Below are 18081 nucleotides of genomic sequence, written 5' to 3'. Positions count from 1 at the left end.
GTTTAGGAGGATTTTTTTTCTTCTTATCTTTCTTACATGTCTGGCCGCCTCGCTTTATACTTTTTCGTCAGGTAATCTTAATAAGATAAGAGTTCAGTGTGGTTAATAAGCTCTTTCTTGTTTTTTTGCACAAAATCAGCAGAAATGAGTATCTATCGTGATAAATTGTAAGCATTTTATTTGTTTTTCTAACAAAAAAACGAAGTTTTCTGAAATTTTATACGAAATTAGTTGGCTATTACATAAATTCTCTGTATCTTTGCAGGCAAATTATAACAAATGGGCTCGAAAGAGCCCTTTTAAGCAAGGAAATAAAAGAAAAAAAGATATGAAACATCCATTAAGAAGTAGCGTCTGCACTGAAGGCAGAAGAATGGCAGGTGCCCGAGCACTCTGGGTAGCTGCAGGTATGAAACACGAGCAGTTTGGTAAACCAATCATTGCTATCGTGAACAGCTTTACTCAGTTTGTGCCAGGTCATACCCATCTTCATGAAATCGGTCAGATCGTCAAGAAGGAAATCGAAGCTATGGGGTGCTACGCAGCCGAATTCAATACCATCGCCGTTGACGACGGTATCGCAATGGGACACGACGGAATGCTCTATTCCCTCCCAAGCCGTGATATCATTGCCGACTCTGTAGAATACATGGTCAATGCTCACAAGGCCGACGCCATGATCTGCATCTCAAACTGCGACAAGGTAACCCCAGGTATGCTCATGGCATCTATGCGACTGAACATTCCTACCGTGTTCTGCTCAGGTGGACCTATGGAAGCCGGACGCTGGAAGGGTGAGAACGCCGACTTGATTACAGCTATGATTAAGGGTGCTGATACAAGCGTTTCTGACGAGGAGATGACGCAGATTGAGCAGTGCGCCTGCCCAGGTTGCGGTAGCTGCTCAGGTATGTTTACCGCCAACTCAATGAACTCACTCACCGAGGCCATCGGTCTGAGTTTGCCAGGCAACGGAACCATTCTTGCTACCCACAAGAACCGCATCCAGCTCTTCAAAGATGCTGCACGCCAGATAGTTAAGAACGCTTATGCATATTATGAGGACGGCGACGAGAGCGTATTGCCACGCAATATAGCTACCCGTGACGCATTCCTCAACGCCATGACCCTGGACATCGCCATGGGCGGAAGCACCAACACCGTGCTCCACTTGCTGGCAGTAGCTCAGGAAGCTGGCGCAGACTTCAAGATGGAAGACATCGACCAGTTGAGCCGCAAGGTGCCTTGCCTCTGTAAGTTGAGCCCTAACACCCAGAAATACAGTGTACAGGAGTGTAACCGCGCAGGTGGTATCCTCGGTATCCTGAACGAGCTGAACAAGGGCGGTCTGATCAACGGCGCCGTAAAGCGTGTTGACGGCAAAACACTCGATGAGCAGATGAAGAAATACGACATTACCGGCACAGAGATTGATGCCGAGGCTGACAGAATCTACCATTCAGCACCGGGCAGAAAGTTCTCTACCCAGATGGGTAGTCAGGATGCTCAGTGGGAGAGTCTCGACACCGACCGCGCCGAGGGTTGTATCCGCGACCTCGAGCATGCCTACACCAAGGATGGCGGACTGGCAGTGCTCTTCGGCAACATCGCCCAGAACGGTTGCGTAGTAAAGACAGCCGGCGTAGACCCAGTGCTCTGGCATTTTGAGGGTCCGGCCGTATGCTTTGATTCTCAGGAAGATGCATGCGAAGGCATCCTCGGCGGAAAGGTTAACTCAGGCGACTGCGTAGTCATCACCCACGAGGGTCCGAAGGGTGGCCCTGGCATGCAGGAGATGCTCTACCCAACCTCTTACATCAAGAGCCGTCACCTGGGCAAGGAATGTGCCCTCATCACCGACGGCCGCTTCTCAGGCGGTACATCAGGCTTGAGCATCGGTCACATCAGTCCTGAGGCTGCAGCAGGTGGCAACATCGGCAAGATTAAGGATGGCGATATCATCGTCATTGATATCCCTAGCCGCTCCATCAATGTGAAGCTCTCTGACGAGGAACTCGCAGCACGTCCACAGCAGCCGCTGAAGCGCAACCGCGTGGTTAGCAAGGCACTGCGCGCTTATGCCCAGAGCGTAAGTTCGGCAGATAAGGGCGGTGTGAGAATCATCGACTAGTCTTCGAGAGTCTTTGAAAAGACAGTTTTTAGAGTCTTTGAGAAAAGAAAAGTTTTTGAATTATTCAGAATAATAACATATAAATGGCAAAAGAAGTAATAACAGGAGCCGAAGCACTGATGCGCTCCCTGAAAAACGAGGATGTTAAAACCATCTTCGGATATCCGGGCGGCAGCATCATGCCAGTGTTTGATGCACTGTACGGTTACACGAGAGGTGAAAAGAAGATGTTTGACCACATCTTGGTACGTCACGAGCAGGCTGCTGCTCACGCTGCACAGGGTTATGCCCGAGTCAGCGGCGAAGTGGGCGTCGCTCTTGTCACTAGTGGTCCTGGAGCTACTAATACATTGACCGGCATCGCTGATGCTATGATGGATTCTACACCAATCGTAGTCATCGCCGGACAGGTAGGCGTAGGTGCCCTGGGTACCGATGCTTTCCAGGAGGTAGACCTCGTGGGTGTTACCCAGCCAATCTCCAAGTGGTCTTACCAGATACGCCGTGCCGAGGATGTGGCATGGGCTGTGAGCCGTGCTTTCTACATCGCCCGCAGCGGACGCCCGGGACCTGTGGTGCTCGACTTTACAAAGAATGCGCAGGTGGCTACATGCGAGTGGGAACCAGTGAAATGTGAGAAGGTTACATCTTACAACCCTTATCCTACGATAGATGAAAAGGCGGTGGCTGAAGCAGCCGAACTCATCAACAATGCCAAGAAACCATTCGCCCTCGTGGGTCATGGAGTAGAGCTTGGCGGTGCACATAATGAACTCATCGAATTCCTCGAGAAGGCAGATATCCCTGCCGGCAGAACCCTGCTCGGCCTTTCTGCCCTGCCTAGCAACCACCCGCTCAACATGGGTATGCTCGGCATGCACGGTTCTTATGCTACCAACATGAAGACCCAGGAGTGTGATGTGCTCATCGCCATCGGTATGCGTTTCAGCGACCGTATCACAGGCGTGCCTTCTAAGTATGCTCCCCAGGCCAAGATTATTCACCTGGACATTGACAAGGCTGAGATTGATAAGGTTATCAAGACCGATGTGGCTGTTGTGGGCGACTGCAAACAGAGTCTGCCAGCCATTACCCGTCTGCTGAACAAGAATGTTCACCGCGAGTGGAGAGATTCCTTCGAGGAATACCGCCAGCAGGAACAGGAAAAGGTAATAGAGAAGGATATCCACCCTACAGAGGGACCGCTGCTTATGGGCGAGGTGACCAACGTGGTAACGGAAGCTACTCATAATGAGGCTGTTCTCGTAAACGACGTAGGCCAGAACCAGATGATCAGTAGCCGCTACTTTAAGTTTACCAAGAAGCTGAGCATCGTAACCAGTGGTGGTTTCGGAACCATGGGCTTTGGTCTTCCGGCAGCCATCGGTGCCACCTTCGGAGCTCCCGACCGCACCATCTGCTGTTTCTTCGGCGACGGCGGTTTCCAGATGAACATCCAGGAACTGGGCACCATCATGGAGCAACAGGCACCGGTAAAGATGATTCTGCTGAACAACAACTATCTGGGCAACGTGCGCCAGTGGCAAGACCTGATGTTCGGCGGCCGTCACTCCTTCACCCACATGATGAATCCTCATTATGCAGAGATTGCCAAGGCCTACGGCATACCATACGATGTGGTAATAGACCGCAAGGACCTTCAGGCTAAGGTGGAGAAGATGATCAGCACCAAGGGTCCTTACCTGTTGGAGTGCGCCATCAAGGAGAATGAAGACATCGTTCCGATGACGCTGCCGGGCAAGAGTGTAGATGAGATGCAACTCGAGTTGAATTATTAAAAGCTTTCGGTTATATATAATAAGGTGTAAATTCCTTCATGAGGGAGCATCCTCCGAAAAGGAAAGACTCCGAAAAGTAACCGATTATTTTAAAATTTGGAAAAATGGAGAATAACAACGAAAAGAAATTATATACATTGCTTGTTTACTCAGAAAACATTGCCGGTATCCTGAATCAGATTACTGCCGTGTTTACTCGCAGACAGGTAAACATCGAGAGCTTGAATGTTTCGGCCAGCAGTATCAAGAATATACACAAGTATACCATCACGGTTTGGAGTGATGAAGAGCAGATTGAGAAAATCAACAAGGCAATAGAGAAGAAGATTGACGTGGTGAAGAGCGATTACTACTCCGACGACCAGATCTTCATCCATGAAGTGGCTCTCTTCAAGATTTCCACTCCGGTATTGCTCGAAAATCCAGAGGTTTCGCGCACCATCCGCAAGCATGATGCCCGCATGATGGAGGTGAATCCTACTTACAGCACCGTGCTCCTGGCAGGACTTACCGAAGACATCGCCGATCTCTTCCAGCAGCTCAACAGCTACAACTGCCTCCTTCAGTATACCCGAAGCGGCAGAATCGCTGTTACGAGAAGTTTTGACGAACCCATCTCTGATTATCTCAAGCAGAATTCAGAAGATTAGATTTCTTTCATATTTTGATGCCCTTTGTTCCCCTGGCTTCAAACTAGCGGAGCAGGGGGCTTTTTCGGTTTTAAACAACAAGACAACAACAAAATAAAAGGACGAGATAGATATTATGGAACAGAAAATATTAGATAAGGTAGGGCGTTACGAATTCCTATCGGAGCCTTTCCACTGCGATTTCAGCAGCCACCTCTTTATGGGGCATCTCGGAAATCATCTGCTCAATGCTGCCGATTTTCACAGCAACGACCGCGGGTTCGGTATGAACTACCTCATGCCCCGACACAAGACATGGGTTCTCAGCCGACTGGCCATTGAGATGACAGAGATGCCGAAGTCTTATGACCGCTTTGTGGTAGAAACCTGGTGCGAGAGTGCCATGAAATATTTCACATCCCGAGATTTCAAAATCTGCGGCAAGACATCATCATCAGAAGAAGCCAAGGTTTACGGTTACGGCAAGAGCGTGTGGGCAATGATTGATACGGAGACCCGACAGCCTGTTGATATTTTTGAAATTCACGACGGACTCATCAAAGAATATATTGATTCGGAAAAACCTTGTCCTATCCAGGCAAGTTCGAGAGTGAAAATGGGCAAGGATGCCAAGCTGGTGAGAACCATTGACACCTATTATCATGATGTAGATGTTAACGGGCACATCAACTCGGTGAAATACATCGAACATATCCTCGACCTCTTTGATCTGGATTATTACCAAAATCACTTTTTGCAAAGATTTGAGATAGCTTATGTAGCAGAAAGTCACCAGGGAGACCAACTTCATTTCTATTTGGAAGAAACAAGTGAGGCAGAAAAAATGCAAGAATACTGCATAAAGATAACAAAAACCGGTAAAAATGACGTAAATGAGGTGGAAGTTGTAAGAAGTAAGGCTAAATTTATTAAAAATTGAAAGAAAAATTTGGTGGTTTCATTTTATTTGCTTACCTTTGCACTCAGAAAATAAGAATAAACCCAGAGCCGCCTTCTTGGATAGGGGGTGGACGGATCAAACAGGCTCTCTTTGGATAAGAATACAGCTCGCATCCGTATGGACAAGTATAACCCGCGGCTCCACAAACGGCAAGCCGCACAAAAAAAATAAAAATTATGGCAGAAATGAATTTCGGTGGCGTAATGGAAACTGTTGTCACCAGTCATGAATTTTCATTGGAGAAAGCACGTGAAGTATTGAAGAACGAAACTATCGCAGTTATCGGTTATGGTATCCAGGGTCCTGGTCAGGCTTGTAACCTTCGCGATAATGGTTTCAACGTCATCGTCGGACAGCGTCAGGGTAAGACCTACGAGAAGTGTCTGAAGGATGGTTGGGTTCCTGGTAAGACTCTGTTCTCTATCGAGGAAGCTGCTGAAAAAGGTACTATCATCTGTATGTTGCTTTCTGATGCCGGTCAGATTGCATGCTGGCCAAAGATTAAGCCACACCTCACAGCAGGTAAGACTTTGTATTATTCACATGGTTTCGCTATCAACTGGAGCGACCGCACAGGCGTTGTTCCACCAAAGGATATTGATGTAATCATGGTTGCTCCTAAGGGTTCTGGTACTTCTCTCCGCACTATGTTCTGCGAGGGTCGTGGTTTGAACTGCTCTTACGCTGTATACCAGGATGCATCTGGTAAGGCAGAGGAGAAGACTATTGCCTTCGGTATCGGTATCGGTGCCGGTTATTTGTTCAAGACAACATTCCAGCGTGAGGCTACTTCTGACCTCACAGGTGAGCGTGGCTCATTGATGGGTGCAATTGAGGGATTGTTGGAGGCACAGTATGACGTGCTCCGCGAGAATGGTCACTCACCATCTGAGGCTTTCAACGAGACTGTTGAGGAGCTCACACAGAGCCTTGGCCCTCTCTTCGGTGCTAAGGGTATGGATTGGATGTATGCTAACTGTTCAACAACAGCTCAGCGTGGTGCTCTTGACTGGGCTCCTCGTTTCCGTGAGGCTATCAAGCCTGTAATGGAGTGGTTGTACTACTCTGTAAAGACTGGTAACGAGGCTCAGATTTCTATCGACAAGAACTCTCAGGCTGATTACCGCGAGAAGTTGAACGCTGAACTCGAGGCTATGCGCAACAAGGAAATGTGGCAGGCTGGTGTTACAGTTCGTAAACTTCGCCCTGAGAATAACTAATTTTTTTCTCGTACATAATGTTGAAAAGGGAATGGCCCGAGAGGTGTCGTTCCCTTTTTTCTGTTTATAAGGGGCTTTAGTGATTTCATATGGGAGCGGGCTCATAAAGTATAACTTATGATACACCTTTCTGCTATTTCATTTATGGGTCATGAACGATTTTGTCTCCCTCGACATAAAACATATTCTCTGCAACCATTTCTTCAAGAACTGCAGCCATATCTTCTGAATCATATTTCAGTTGGTTTAGTTCTGTAATGTCATGTGGCTTTCCGTCTTTCAGCAAGTCTAGAATTTCTGATATAATAGTTTGCTTCTGGGGTATTTTGTGGTCTATGCAGACATCACATATCCCGCAATCGTCCTTCATTTTCGTTTTTTCGCCAAAATAACTCAGAAGCTGGCGCGAACGGCAGATGGTGTCGTTCTTGGCATAATTGATGATACTCTTGATGTGGGCAGTAAACTGTTTCTTGCGTACTTCCCATACCTCCTCAGGGATGATAACTCTGAAACCATCTTCCCTAGGACGCGTGTAGCTGATATAAGGTGTCTTGCGGCGGGGAATGAAGTCGATGATGTGGCGGGCACTCAGATTTTTCAGAATCATGTATACCTGCTGACGGTTTAGTTCGCTTACACGCTCTATCAGCGACTCATCAATGTAAACATAGTCGGTAAACAGACCGCCGTAATTACGCAGAAGCCCCGTAATAACAGACTCTTCCTTCTCCGAAACATTCTCTAGCAGATAGAGATCATTTCGGCTGATGTTAAATCTGATTCTTGCTTTTCCGTCAGGATTGTCCTCGTAGTGGATATAGCCTGAGCGCTCCAGAATGCGCAGAGCCGAGTCTACGCGAGTAGGGAAGTACTTGTAGGTGAAGCAGAACTTCTCTATCTCGAACATGAAAGTCTGTCCCATTCCGCTTCCAACTGCCACCTGGAAAAAGTAAGCAAGATGCTCGTATACGTCTTTGATGAATTCTTTGTCTGGGAAGGTTTCGTCTATGCGTTTCATGAGTTTGTTTTCATCACTCTGGTTGTAGAGCAGCACAGCATAAGCCTTTTCGCCGTCTCTTCCGCCTCTACCCGCCTCTTGAAAATAGGCTTCCAGTGAGTCTGGACAATCTATATGAATTACCATTCTCACATCTGACTTGTCTATTCCCATGCCGAAAGCATTGGTTGCTACCATTACCCTTATCTCGTCATTTTGCCAGTTTTTCTGTCGGATATCCTTCACGTCGGAATCCAGTCCGGCATGGTAAAATGTAGCAGAAATACCTTGTTTGTTCAGAAGTTCTGCCATCTCCTTGGTTCGTTTTCGGCTTCTCGCATAAATGATTGCCGAGCCTTGGGTACACTGCAGGATATGAACCATTTCGGTCAACTTGTCGTTGGTGGTGCGCACCACATAGGCAAGATTCTTGCGGGCAAAACTCATTTTAAATACGTTTTGCTTCTTGAAGTGAAGTTGGTTCTGGATATCTTCTACTACATCGGGAGTGGCCGTAGCTGTAAGAGCAAGGACTGGTACACCGGGCTTCATATCTCTTATTTTTGCAATTTCGAGATAAGACGGGCGGAAATCGTAACCCCACTGGCTGATGCAGTGAGCTTCATCTACCGTGATGAAACTCACCGGAATGTGGCGCAGTTTAGTTTGGAACAATTCTGAAGAAAGACGTTCTGGTGAAACATACAGAAACTTGATTTCACCGAAAATACAATTTTCCAATATTCGGAGAATCTCTTGGCGCGACAATCCTGTGTAGATGGCTTCAGCCAGGATGTTGCGGGCTTTGAGATGCTGTACCTGATCCTTCATCAGCGCAATGAGTGGAGTTACCACAATGCAGACGCCCTTTTGGGCAAGGGCTGGAACCTGGAAGGTGATGGATTTACCGCCACCTGTAGGCATAAGACCGAGGGTATCCTCACCTCGGGCTATACTCTCGATGATGTCTCGTTGTATGCCGCGAAAGTCAGGATACCCCCAATATGTACGTAGTATTTCTTGATATTTATCTGCCATTTTTTGAAACTTTTGCCCTTGCAGATTTCGATGCTTTTGCGTCCTGACGGATTTGCTCTACAAATCCGTGTAATCCGAGTAATCAGTGCCTAATCCATGCATAGGGCTAAGTACCTCATCCTTCGTTTGGACGGATGTCTTCTATCTGAAGTTGAACTTGGTTTTTCTTAAAAATATTCTCTTCGATGGTGAAGGCTATGTCGAAACTTCGCTTACTCTTGATGTAGCGGGCAGCTGCACTCTGACCGAAAGCGATGCCGTTTAAGACCGTGCTCGATTTTGAGTCTACCAGTTCCAACTTGATGTGTTCCTGTTCTCTGCCCACCACCTTACTGGTACCATAATCATATACCCGGTTGGTGCAGAAAATAGGTTTCTGGTTACATGGACCGAAAGGAGAGAAGCGCTTCAAGTCGGCCTGCAGATGCTTGGTAATGTCTTTAAAGTCAATTTCAGCATCTATGTTGAGCATCGGTTCTGTCTGTTGAGGCGAAATATGCTCTTCTACATAATGCTGGAACCTGTCTCTGAACTCTCTAACCTTATCCCACTTCAAGGTAAGTCCGGCAGCATAGGTATGACCACCGAAATTGAGCAGGAGGTCGCGGCAACTCTTGATGGCTGAGTAGATGTCAAATCCCGTTACGCTACGTGCTGAACCTGTAGCCATATCACCATCCCGGGTCAGAACAATGGTAGGGCGGAAGTAGATTTCGGTGAGTCGGGAAGCAACAATGCCAATGACTCCCTTTTTCCAACCTTCATCATAGAGCACGATGCTGGAGTTGTGTTTCATGCTTTCCAGACGCGATACGATGCCGTTGGCTTCTTCAGTCATCTGCTTGTCTATGTCTTTGCGCTGCTCATTGTACTCATTGATGTGTCTGGCCATGCGCAGGGCTGAGGAATAGTCTCTTTCTACCAGCAGATCTACGCTCAGCTTGCCGTTCTCCATTCTGCCTGAAGCATTGATGCGGGGACCAATCTTGAACACAATATCGCTCATAGAGAGCTCGCGTCCGTTCAGTCCGCAGATGTCGATGATGGATTTCAGACCGATACTTGGATTGGTATTCAGCAACTTAAGACCATGGAAGGCGAGTATTCTGTTCTCATCTACCACCGGCACAATGTCGGCAGCAATACTCACAGCGCAGAAGTCGAGCAGAGGAATGAGCCTGGAGAACGGAATGTTGTTGTTCTTGGCAAAAGCCTGCATAAACTTGAATCCTACACCGCATCCGCAGAGATGCTTGAATGGGAATGGATCGTCAGGACGCTTCGGATTGAGTATGGCCACAGCAGGTGGCATCACATCGTCAGGAACGTGATGGTCGCAGATGATGAAGTCTATTCCCAGACTCTTGGCATATTCTATCTCCTGAATAGCCTTGATTCCGCAGTCTAGAATAATAATCAGTTTTACACCAGTCTGATGAGCAAAATCAATTCCTTTCTTACTCACTCCGTAACCTTCGTCGTAGCGGTCGGGAATGTAGTAGTCGATGTTTGAATAGAATTGCTGCAAGAATTTGTACACCAGGGCAACGGCGGTGCATCCGTCTACGTCATAGTCTCCGTAAACAAGGATACGTTCCTTTCTACCCATAGCATCGTTCAGGCGGTCTACGGCAATGTCCATGTCTTTCATCAGGAATGGATTGATGAGATCTGAGAGTTGTGGACGGAAAAACCGTTTGGCTGCAGACTCTGTCGTAATCTCTCGCTTGATGAGCAAATGGGCAAGAACTGGGCTCATATTTAGCTTGGCGCCTAATTCTTCAGCTGCTTTTTGCTGTTCAGGTGTTGGTGATTCGTAATTCCATTTAAAATGCATTTTAATTATTTTTTATTTCTGCCCCCAAAGTTACGAAAATAAAATGACAAAAGGAAATGTTTAGGGAGGAATTTTACTAAATTACCTAGAAATAAGTAAAAATAAGACTTGTTGGCAACCCAAAATAAGTAAATAAGAGATTTTCTTGGCAACAAAAAAGGCAGCAAACTCATCGGTTTGCTGCCCCTTGAATATTTTTGTTTAGGAGAATGTCCATAGAAAACCTATAGACTGTTAACTATAAACTTTTAACTATAAAAACTCTCCTAGATTCCGAGCTTCTTGCGGATGTCCTTAGGAAGGGCGTTCTTGTTAACCATGAAGTCCATAGTCTTGTAAGCTACGAAAGCCTTGGTCATGTACCAGGTTCCCTTGTAGTCACCATACTCGCCCCAAGAGTTCTTAACCATGTAGTACTCCTTGCCGTTCTGATCCTTAGCGATACCGTAGATGTGCATACCGTGGTCGTCAGTTGTCTCCCAATTGTCGAATGCTTCCTGACGCATAGCCTGTGTAGGAACAATCTCAGGAGCATTTACGCCGAGAGAATCAAACTTCTCCTTCTTCTCGTCCTTAGAGAGCTTGAACCAATGGTCAGCATCTGTACCGGCCATAGAGCGAACCTTCTTTACGTCGTAAGCGATACCGAGACCCTTGCGAGTGAAACCGTCTTCTGTTACGTCACCTCCCCAAGCTACTGTGTAACCGTTGTTTACAGCGTTGTCGATAATCTTGCAGATGTCTTCCATAGGAACGTTGTAGCTCAAAGGCCAGCGCCAGTTGTCCTGTACCTCAACAGCAAACTTGCTCCACATTGGGTGGTGGGTGTAGCTGGTAATGGTTACATAATCATCAAGATTCAAACCGAGGCTCTGGCAGAAACTCTGTGGAGTATACTGCTTGCCCTCGTATGTAAACTTCTCAGGAGCCTTACCGATATAAGAGTCGATGATGCCCTGAAGACCGCTCTTCCAGGCTGGAGAAAGCTTCTTAGCTGTGCTCTTTGCTACTGCCTCTACGTATGGAGTCATTACATTGAAGAACTCACCGAAGTTAGCCAAAGAGTCACCTGTCAATGAACCTGGTGCAGGCATGGCAGACTCAGGTACAATACCATAGTGCTGCAAAGCATAGAGAACATCGTAGGCGCTACCACCCTCAGAGAAGCTCACGTCGCCGTGCATTCTTACAGCCACTGTGGCGCGGTCCATATAAGTCTTGTTGGCTACGAACATTTCGCTGAGGTCGTAGGTCTTGCCTGTCTTCTTCAAGATTTCGCTCTCGAAGTAGCTGAGGGTAGAGTAAGCCCAGCACGTACCACTGCGGTTCTGGTCCTTGATGCTAGTGATAGGATTCTGCTTTACTACAGTAAATACAGGTTTGTTCTTTGCTACTTCTGCAGAGTCTGCAGCTTTCTTCGCATTTGCTCCTGTGGCTACCAAAGCCATCAAGGCTGCAACAATCATAGTTTTCTTCATGAATTCTTTTCTCTTTATATTAATGTTCTTGTTATATCTTCTCTCTGATTCCTTTTTCTGAAATGATTTCTCTTTCAGGAATTTTATTCCTTGTTGGCTGCCATGAACTCCTCAACATCTTTTGGATGATAAGGTATGCGGTCTTTGCCCAGGAATCTGCAACTATCTTTGGTGATGAGTACATCGTCCTCAATTCGGATACCACCGAAATCTTTATAGGTCTCAATCTTGTCGAAGTTGAGGAATTCTGCACAGTGACCGGATGCCTTCCAGTCGTCGATGAGGGCAGGGATGAAGTAAACTCCCGGCTCGTCGGTTACCACGAAACCTTCCTGCAGACGGCGACCCATACGCAGGCAGTTGGTACCGAATTGCTCCAGATTAGGGCGTACCTCTTCGTCGAAACCAACGTTAATCTGGTCGAGGTTCTCCATGTCGTGAACATCCATTCCCATCATGTGGCCCAAACCATGAGGCAGGAACATGGCGTGTGCTCCAGCCTTTACAGCCTCTTCTGTATCACCCTTTGCAAGTCCGAGTTCCTTCATGCGGTCGAAGAGCAGGCGGCAAACAGAGAAGTGTACGTCTGCCCATTTTACGCCTGGCTTGGCTACATCCAGTGCATGGTCGTGGCATTCTTCTACAATAGAGTAGATTTCCAACTGGCGCTGGCTGAACTTTCCGCTCACCGGCATGGTGCGGGTGTTGTCTGAACAGTAGTTGTTCATAGTTTCTGCACCTGCATCACAGAGTGCCAGTCTGCCTTCTTCCAGTACATTCATAGATGGATAACCATGCTGAATTTCACCGTGCTGACTGAAGATGGTTGGGAAACTGACCATGGCTCCGTAAGAGTGGGCAATGCCGCTTACCTGACCTGCAACATATTTTTCTGTCACACCCGGACGTACGAGCTTCATCGCTGTGGTATGCATCTTGTATCCGATGACAGCAGCACGCTCCAATTCCTCGATTTCTTCCTGGGTCTTAGTTGAACGCATCTTCACAACAGCCTTGATGAGGTCCATGCTGGCCTCTTCTTTCTGCTGGTTAGGATGGATGCCCAGAAGGTCGAATACCTGCAGCTTGATGTCGTAGCGGTAAGGTGGCAGGAAATGAATCTTGCGCTTCTTCGACATGGCGTCGTTGCAGATAGTCTTGAGCGTTTTCATAGGTGCTGAGTTGTGAACGCCTACCTGCGCTGCAAGATCGTGAACACTGTCAACGCTTCCGTACCATACGATGTCTACGAGGTCGATGTCGTCGCCAATCAGGGTTTCAATATCGTTGTCTATATCTATCACACCTACCAGACCGTCGCGCTGCAATCCGAAATAATAGAGGAATGTCGAGTCCTGACGGAAAGGGTAATATCCGTTATTAGGGAAATTACATGGTGAATTGTTGTTTCCGAAAAGTATAATTACGCCGCTTTTCACAAGTTTCTTCAGCTCCTGTCTGCGGCTGATGTAAGTCTCTTTGCTGAACATATTTTTAGTATTTTACATTATTTTGCTTGCAAAGTTAGCAATTATTTCCCAAAAAATACGTATCTTTGCAAGCAAAATTGAATAAAACGCGTAAATTTATAAATAATTAATATAAAAACGGCTTTTTGCTAGACAAAATGTAAGAAAATTGTCTATGCTGCGAGCAAAATATAATTATTTTCAGAATTTTAAAAGCAGAGAGTGTGTTATGAAATTGAATTTGAAAACAACAGGTTTGGTTCTTGAGGGAGGAGGCATGCGAGGGGTCTTCACTAGTGGGGTACTGGATGCCTTCATGAAGCATGATGTTCATTTCCCTTATACGGTGGCTGTATCGGCTGGGGCATGTAATGGCATGTCGTATATGAGCCGCCAACCTCGGCGTGCCCGTATCTCTAACATCGATTATCTGGCCCGATACCAGTATATCGGTATTCGCCATCTGGTGACTCAGGGGTGTATCTTCGACCGCAAATTGCTCTACGATAAGTTTCCGAACCAGCTCTTGCCTTTCGATTTTGATACCTATTTTAAGTATGCCGATGGTTTCGAGATGGTTACTACCAATTGTCTTACGGGCAAGGCTATGTATCTTTCCGAGAATCATGACAGGCAGCGTGCACTGGATGTTGTGCGTGCTTCCAGCAGTTTGCCATATGTGAGCAAGATTGTGGAAGTGGATGGCATTCCGATGTTGGATGGTGGTATTGCGGACAGTATTCCGGTACAGCACGCCATTGACATGGGGTGGCAACACAATGTGGTTGTCCTGACTCGCAACAAAGGATGGCGTGATATGGGCAAAGACCATAAGATACCTTATTTATATAAGAACTATCCTCGCCTGCGTGTGGCTCTGAGTCACCGTCATCGGGCTTATAACGAACAGATCCAGCTTGTAGATGATCTGGAGGCTGCGGGTAAGATTACCTGTATCCGTCCAATCCGTCCGTTGGAAGTTGGCAGAATAGAGAAGGATACCGATAAACTGGAACGCCTCTACGAAGAAGGTTTCATGCTGGGTGAGGCTTTCTGCGAAAAATGCGTAGAAAAAGAATAATATTAATAAGGTGTAGTTGATAAATAAGGTGTAGAGTTTTAGTATATGGCTTGAGAATGAGTAGAACGGTGGTTTTTAGGAACGGATTACACCGTGTCTAAAAACCACCATTCTGGGTATGATAGTAATCAGCAATGATTTCTTCTTATTTCAGCAGGTCAGGGCGCAGGCGCTTGGTTCTTTCCATGGCCTGGTCGAATTCCCACTGGCGAATCTTGGCTTCGTTGCCACTGAGCAGAATCTCCGGCACCTTCCATCCCTTGTAGTCGGCAGGACGGGTGTAGATAGGGGCGGCAAGAATGTCGTCCTGGAAACAGTCGGAAAGTGCACTCTGTTCGTCGCTGATAACACCCGGAACCAGTCGGATGACGGCATCTGAGATGATGGCTGCAGCAAGTTCGCCACCCGTCAGCACATAATCACCTACACTGATTTCTCGGGTAATGAGATGGTCGCGCACACGCTGGTCAATACCCTTGTAGTGACCGCAGAGGATGATGAGGTTACCCTGCATCGACATTTCGTTGGCTATCTTCTGGTTGAAAGTTTCACCATCTGGCGAAACATAAATCACGTCATCATACTCGCGCTCTGCCTTCAGTGCAGCAATGCAGCGGTCTATTGGTTCACATTGCATCACCATGCCGGCACTTCCGCCGTATGGATAGTCGTCCACACGCTTCCATTTATCTAATGTGTAGTCACGCAGGTTGTGCAGATGAATCTCCGCTAGACCCTTCTTCTGCGCACGTGCTAGAATGGACTCATTGAAGAATCCCTCCAGCATCTCTGGTAATACTGTAATAATGTCTATTCTCATAACATCTGCAAAAATAATAAATAATGCGGAGAGTACCAAAAAATTTTGCTTTTTCTTTCATTTTAACTCCTCTTTTCTTCACTTTCCTTTCTTTTTTCTCTGTTTTCCTGCCTTTCTGTAGCCATTCTTGTCTTTTCATATCATAATCCTGCTTTTCCGGAGAAAGAGAGTGATTAACGTATAAATATGCAACAAAATTATCAAAAAACAGAAAAATCATATCAAAATGATAAATTTTCGATAAAACATGCTACTATTTGTAGAAAAAGTTGTATTTTTGCAAACAGAATTGCTCGAAAGAGTGTATAATTAATTAAAATTGTGAACAAGATGATATTGGACATTGAAATGCTGAGAAGCTTTTACGCTTCGTATTCGGAAAGTGTAGCCCAGGCTAAGGCTACGGTGAAACGACCTCTTACTTATGCCGAGAAGGTGCTCTTTGCGCATCTTTTCGACCCTACACAGTTGCGACCATATAAAAGAGGTATAGAATATGTTGACTTCCGTCCTAATCGCGTGGCGATGCAGGATGCGACTGCGCAAATGGCACTCTTGCAGTTCATGAATGCGGGTAAGGACAAGGTGGTCGTACCTGCTTCCGTACATTGTGATCACTTGATCCGTGCCGATGTGGGTGCTACGCAAGACCTTCCTGAGGCATGTAAGACTAATAAAGAGGTATATGACTTCCTGAAGTCTGTTTCTCAGAAATATCATATCGGATTCTGGGGACCTGGTGCCGGAATCATCCATCAGGTAGTGCTCGAAAACTATGCATTCCCTGGAGGTATGATGGTGGGTACCGATTCTCATACTCCTAATGCTGGTGGTCTCGGCATGGTGGCCGTAGGTGTAGGTGGTGCTGATGCCGTAGATGTGTTGACCGGTCAGCCTTGGGAACTCAAGATGCCACGTCTCATTGGTGTGCATCTTACAGGCAAACTCTCTGGCTGGGCCACTCCTAAGGATGTGATTCTCGAAATCCTCGGCATCCTTACCGTAAAGGGCGGAACCAATGCCATCCTCGAATACTTCGGCGAGGGATTGGACAGCATCTCTACCACCGGCAAGGCTACCATCTGTAACATGGGAGCCGAATTGGGTGCCACATGCTCTATCTTCCCATTCGACCAGAATGCCAGCGAGTATCTCCGCAAGACAGGCCGTGAAGAAATTGCATCTCTCGCACAGATGAATGCAGCCGAACTCCGTGCTGATGATGAGGTGTTGGCAGATCCGTCTGCTTTCTACGACCAGATTGTTGAAATCGACCTTTCTAAGGTTGAACCTCATCTTAACGGTCCGTTCACTCCAGATGCAGCTACACCAATCTCTCACATGAAGGCAAAAGGTCCTGCCAACGATTATCCGATGGTAGTAGAAGTAGGATTGGTAGGTAGCTGTACCAACTCTTCTTATCAGGACTTGGCCCGTGCTGCCAGCATTGCCCGTCAGGCTTATGAGAAAGGTATTGAGGTGAAGGGACAGCTTATCATCAACCCGGGTTCAGAGCAGATTCGCTATACAGCTGAGCGTGATGGTATCCTCGATGATTTCAAGAAGATTGGAGCCCTCATCATGACCAATGCCTGCGGTCCTTGCATCGGACAGTGGAAGCGTCATACCGATGATAATTCGCGCAAGAATGCCATCGTTACCTCTTTCAACCGAAACTTTCGCCGCCGTGCTGATGGTAACCCTAATACGTTTGCCTTCATCGGCAGTCCAGAGCTCACCGTGGCTCTCACCATTGCGGGCCGTCTCGACTTCAATCCGGCTACTGATACCTTGCTGGATAAGGATGGCAACAGCGTGATGCTCGATGCGCCTACAGGTTTCACCTTCCCACCTAAGGGGTTTGCCGTAGAGGATAAGGGATTCATTGCTCCAAGCGAAGAAAATGCCAATGTAGAGGTAGTTATTGCGCCTGACAGCAACCGACTCCAGAAACTTGCTCCGTTTGCTCCATGGGATGGAAAAGACCTGACAGATATGCCGCTTCTTATCAAAACCGAGGGCAAATGTACCACCGACCACATCTCTATGGCGGGTCCTTGGCTGAAGTTCCGTGGACATTTGCAGAACATCTCCGACAACCTTTTAATGGGTGCCGTTAATGCCTTTAACGGTGAGAGTAATAAGGTGAAGAACCAGTTGGATGGTGCTTATGTCGAGGTTTCTACCGCTGCCAAGGCTTACAAGGCAAAAGGCATCAGCAGCATCGTGGTGGCAGAGGATAACTATGGTGAAGGTTCTTCCCGTGAGCATGCAGCTATGGAGCCTCGTTTCCTCAACGTGAAGGTGATTCTCGCCAAGAGTTTCGCCCGCATCCACGAAACCAACCTGAAGAAGCAGGGTATGCTTGCCCTCACATTCTGCAACAAGGATGATTATAATAAGGTGCAGGAGGATGACCGCATCTCTTTGACAGGTTTGAAGGAGTTTGCTCCAGGTTCTAAACTCACCGTCACCCTGAAGCACAAGGATGGTTCTGAGGATAGTTTCGAGGTTGAGCATACTTATAATGATACACAGATTGCATGGTTTAAGGCTGGTTCTGCATTGAATTTTGCAGCAAAGAAATAATAGTTGTAGCCATGCAGCTAAAAAAGTAA

At 46.9% G+C, this 18081-nt stretch carries 12 protein-coding genes; 7 read left to right on the top strand and 5 right to left on the bottom strand.

The features are described 5' to 3' along the window. The first annotated feature begins 328 nt into the window (after positions 1-328). The 5 genes from ilvD to ilvC all read left to right on the top strand — a co-directional run bounded on the left by ilvD (position 329) and on the right by ilvC (position 6740). Positions 329-2131, top strand: coding sequence for a dihydroxy-acid dehydratase (gene ilvD, locus ONT18_RS07140; protein ID WP_040552905.1), 1803 nt, complete (start codon positions 329-331; stop codon positions 2129-2131). Between the two features lie 83 nt (positions 2132-2214). Further along, positions 2215-3930 (top strand): biosynthetic-type acetolactate synthase large subunit, encoded by a 1716-nt coding sequence (gene ilvB / locus ONT18_RS07135; RefSeq protein WP_118152122.1) that lies wholly within the window; start codon positions 2215-2217, stop codon positions 3928-3930. Between the two features lie 104 nt (positions 3931-4034). Continuing rightward, entirely contained in the window at positions 4035-4580 is a 546-nt protein-coding gene (gene ilvN / locus ONT18_RS07130; protein ID WP_117692246.1) for an acetolactate synthase small subunit, read from the top strand. Positions 4581-4695: 115 nt separating this feature from the next. After that, positions 4696-5499 carry an acyl-[acyl-carrier-protein] thioesterase gene (locus ONT18_RS07125; RefSeq protein WP_264904684.1) on the top strand — a complete coding sequence of 268 codons (804 nt, stop codon included), beginning with the start codon at positions 4696-4698 and terminating at the stop codon, positions 5497-5499. Positions 5500-5696: 197 nt separating this feature from the next. Next, positions 5697-6740, top strand: coding sequence for a ketol-acid reductoisomerase (gene ilvC / locus ONT18_RS07120; RefSeq protein WP_089543564.1), 1044 nt, complete (start codon positions 5697-5699; stop codon positions 6738-6740). Positions 6741-6882: 142 nt separating this feature from the next. Here ilvC and ONT18_RS07115 read toward each other — a convergent pair whose 3' ends face one another. From ONT18_RS07115 to ONT18_RS07100, 4 genes are all read right to left on the bottom strand, one after another. Continuing rightward, the gene (locus ONT18_RS07115) at positions 6883-8778 is read right to left on the bottom strand and encodes a RecQ family ATP-dependent DNA helicase (protein ID WP_254971246.1); all 1896 of its coding nucleotides are present in this window, start codon (positions 8776-8778) and stop codon (positions 6883-6885) included. 115 nt (positions 8779-8893) lie between these two features. Continuing rightward, on the bottom strand, positions 8894-10615 hold the full coding sequence (recJ, locus tag ONT18_RS07110; protein ID WP_006847382.1) for a single-stranded-DNA-specific exonuclease RecJ: 1722 nt from the start codon (positions 10613-10615) through the stop codon (positions 8894-8896). A 266-nt stretch (positions 10616-10881) separates the two neighbouring features. Further along, positions 10882-12093, bottom strand: a complete 1212-nt coding sequence (locus ONT18_RS07105) for an aminopeptidase C (RefSeq protein WP_022121917.1) — start codon at positions 12091-12093, stop codon at positions 10882-10884. Positions 12094-12176: 83 nt separating this feature from the next. Beyond that, positions 12177-13583, bottom strand: coding sequence for an aminopeptidase P family protein (locus ONT18_RS07100; RefSeq protein WP_264904680.1), 1407 nt, complete (start codon positions 13581-13583; stop codon positions 12177-12179). Between the two features lie 208 nt (positions 13584-13791). Between ONT18_RS07100 and ONT18_RS07095 the strand changes: the two genes are divergently transcribed. Continuing rightward, positions 13792-14643, top strand: coding sequence for a patatin-like phospholipase family protein (locus ONT18_RS07095; RefSeq protein ID WP_117727884.1), 852 nt, complete (start codon positions 13792-13794; stop codon positions 14641-14643). Positions 14644-14788: 145 nt separating this feature from the next. Here the strand turns inward: ONT18_RS07095 and trmD are convergent, their stop codons facing one another. Next, positions 14789-15463, bottom strand: a complete 675-nt coding sequence (gene trmD, locus ONT18_RS07090; RefSeq protein WP_006847387.1) for a tRNA (guanosine(37)-N1)-methyltransferase TrmD — start codon at positions 15461-15463, stop codon at positions 14789-14791. Between the two features lie 330 nt (positions 15464-15793). Between trmD and ONT18_RS07085 the strand changes: the two genes are divergently transcribed. After that, on the top strand, positions 15794-18052 hold the full coding sequence (locus ONT18_RS07085) for an aconitate hydratase (RefSeq protein ID WP_264906823.1): 2259 nt from the start codon (positions 15794-15796) through the stop codon (positions 18050-18052). Positions 18053-18081: the final 29 nt, after the last annotated feature.

The sequence above is a fragment of the Segatella copri genome (assembly GCF_026015295.1).
Taxonomy (GTDB): domain Bacteria; phylum Bacteroidota; class Bacteroidia; order Bacteroidales; family Bacteroidaceae; genus Prevotella; species Prevotella copri_C.
This window is presented reverse-complemented; position numbering and strand designations above follow the sequence as displayed.